This window comes from uncultured Amaricoccus sp., from assembly GCF_937858865.1.
In the GTDB taxonomy this organism is placed as follows: domain Bacteria; phylum Pseudomonadota; class Alphaproteobacteria; order Rhodobacterales; family Rhodobacteraceae; genus Amaricoccus.
Genome location: NZ_CALLYO010000310.1, coordinates 1 through 2,553 on the forward strand (window position 1 = coordinate 1; position 2,553 = coordinate 2,553).

The window sequence follows — 2,553 nt, forward strand, 5'->3', positions numbered from 1 at the left end:
GGGGAGAAAAACGACTCAAGCGGCCGCCTGCGGCCGCTTTCTGCCGGAGGGAGGCCGCAAAGGCGGCCGACCGCCAAGCGCCGCCCGAGCGGGGGCCTTCAGGCCCCCCGAGGATGGCGCTCCCCCCCGACACGCCGCCACGGGCCCGCCGCGGGAAATCCTGACGAAGATGGATCGCCCTCGATCCACGGGCTTACCCACGATCTCGCGCGCGTGGTGCCCGCGTCATGCGCCGGGGGCCGCGCATGAGCCGCCTCTGGGCCTGGATCGCTTTCGCCATCGGCATGATCTACTTCTTCGTGCCGCTGATCGGCACGCTCGAATTCTCCCTCCGCATGCGCCGCGGCGTCTACTCCCTCGATGCCTACCGCGTCGTCCTCGCCGACCCGCGCTTCCAGGCCACCTTCACCTACTCGGTGGTGATGGCCCTCTTCACCATTCTCCTCGGCGTCCTCATCGTCGTCCCGACCGCCTACTGGGTCCGCCTCAAGCTCCCCGGCTGGCGCCCCTTCGTCGAGTTCCTGACGCTCCTCCCCCTCGTCATCCCGGCCATCGTCATCGTCTTCGGCTACATCCGCCTCTACAACACCTCCTCGATCCTGCCGCTGACCGGCACCGCCTCCGGCACCAACTTCCTCCTCCTCGCCGGCTACACCATGCTCGCCCTCCCCTACATGTACCGTGCCGTCGACACCGGCCTGCGCGCCATCGACGTCGCCACGCTGACCGAGGCCGCCCAGTCGCTCGGCGCCGGCTGGATCACCATCATGGCCCGCGTCATCCTGCCCAACGTCCTGGTCGCCGTCCTCTCCGGCGCCTTCCTCACCTTCGCCATCGTCATCGGCGAGTTCACCATGGCGGCGCTGCTCAACCGCCCCGCCTTCGGCCCCTACCTGCAGGTGCTCGGCGCCAACCGCGCCTACGAGCCCGCCGCCCTCGCCGTGATCGCCTTCGCCATCACCTGGGCCTGCATGGGGCTCATCAACCTCGTCACCCGTTTCCAGAAGCACACCCAGGTCCGCCGCTGATGGCCTTCCTCGAAATCGCGAAGCTCGAGAAATACTACGGCGCCACCCACGTGGTCCGCGACTTCAACCTCGACGTGGCGCAGGGCGAGTTCATCTCCTTCCTCGGCCCCTCCGGCTGCGGCAAGACGACGACGCTCCGGATGGTCGCCGGCTTCGAGACCCCGTCGGCCGGCTCGATCCGCATCGACGGCCGCGACGTGGTCAATCTCAAGCCGAACCAGCGCAACATCGGCATGGTCTTCCAGGCCTACGCCCTCTTCCCGAACCTCACCGTCGCCCAGAACGTCGCCTTCGGCCTCCGGATCGCCGGCACGCCCAAGGCCGAGGCGCAGGCCCGCGTCGCCGAGATGCTCGGCATCATCAAGCTTCCCGACCTCGGCGCCCGCTACCCGTTCCAGCTCTCCGGCGGCCAGCAGCAGCGCGTCGCCCTCGCCCGCGCGCTCGCCCCGCGCCCGAAGCTCCTCCTCCTCGACGAGCCGCTCTCCGCCCTCGATGCCAAGATCCGCGTCTCGCTGCGCCAGGAGATCCGCGCCATCCAGCGCAAGCTCGGCATCACCACCATCTACGTCACCCACGACCAGGAGGAGGCGCTCTCCATGTCCGACCGGATCGTGGTGATGAACGCCGGCGTCGCCGAGCAGGTCGGCGACCCCTTCACCATCTACAACCGCCCGGCGACCCCCTTCGTCGCCACCTTCGTCGGCCACCTGAACGCGCTCCGCGCCCGCGTCACCGACCCGGCGACCGGCGCGGTCACCATCGACGGCCAGCCGGTGACCCTCGGCCGCCCGATCGAGGCGCCGGCGGGCGCCGAGATCCCGCTGGCACTCCGCCCCGAGGCCCTCGCGCTCGGCCGGGCGCCCGGCGCCGACGCCATCCTCCGGGGCAGGGTCGAGGAGGTGAGCTTCCTCGGCTCCGTCGTCCGCGTCCGCGCCGCGCTCGAGGGCGAGGCCGGGGGCCAGCGCATCTCCTTTGACAGCTTCAACACCACCGCCCACCGCCCGCCCGGCGTGGGCGACACCGTCGAGATCAGCTTCGCCACCGTCGACGCCCTCCTCACCGAGGCCTGACGCTCGGGCAGATGACCGACCTTCCGCTCCTGCTCATCGCCGCCTTCGGCGCCGGCATCCTCAACACCATCGCCGGCGGCGGCACCTTCCTGACCTTCCCCGCGCTCGTCTTCGCCGGCATTCCCCCGGTAGCCGCCAACGCCACCAGCGCCGTCGCCGTCTTCCCCGGCTATCTCTCGGGCGCCCTCGCCTACCGGCGTGAGCTCGCCGGCTTCCGCAAGCGCGAGCTCGCCCGTCTCATCGCCATCACCCTGCTCGGCGGGCTCGCCGGCTCGCTCCTGCTCCTCGTCTCCTCGAACGAGGCCTTCTCGGCCATCGTCCCGTTCCTGCTCCTCGCCGCGACCCTGACCTTCCTCCACGGCGACCGGCTCCGCGACTGGGCGGCCCGCCACCGCGGCGGCGTCACCCCGCAGGGCGCGCTCGGCCTCTTCCTCGTCAGCGTCTACGGCGGCTAC

General features: G+C 70.9%; 3 protein-coding genes. All 3 read left to right on the forward strand.

The features are described 5' to 3' along the window. The first annotated feature begins 245 nt into the window (after window positions 1-245). Window positions 246-1,028 (forward strand): ABC transporter permease, encoded by a 783-nt coding sequence (locus tag Q0112_RS08795; RefSeq protein WP_297974072.1) that lies wholly within the window; start codon window positions 246-248, stop codon window positions 1,026-1,028. Beyond that, on the forward strand, window positions 1,028-2,098 hold the full coding sequence (locus tag Q0112_RS08800; RefSeq protein WP_297974074.1) for an ABC transporter ATP-binding protein: 1,071 nt from the start codon (window positions 1,028-1,030) through the stop codon (window positions 2,096-2,098). Before Q0112_RS08795 ends, Q0112_RS08800 begins: the two co-directional genes overlap by 1 nt. 11 nt (window positions 2,099-2,109) lie before the next feature. Further along, window positions 2,110-2,553, forward strand: a 444-nt coding sequence (locus Q0112_RS08805) for a TSUP family transporter (protein WP_297974077.1), incomplete at its 3' end; no start/stop codon positions are given.

What these genes read in the sequence shown, in the direction of transcription:
- Q0112_RS08800 (WP_297974074.1), top strand. Translation starts at nt 1,028, where the DNA reads ATGGCCTTCCTCGAAATCGCGAAGCTCGAGAAATACTACGGCGCCACC.
- Q0112_RS08795 (WP_297974072.1), top strand. Translation starts at nt 246, where the DNA reads ATGAGCCGCCTCTGGGCCTGGATCGCTTTCGCCATCGGCATGATCTAC.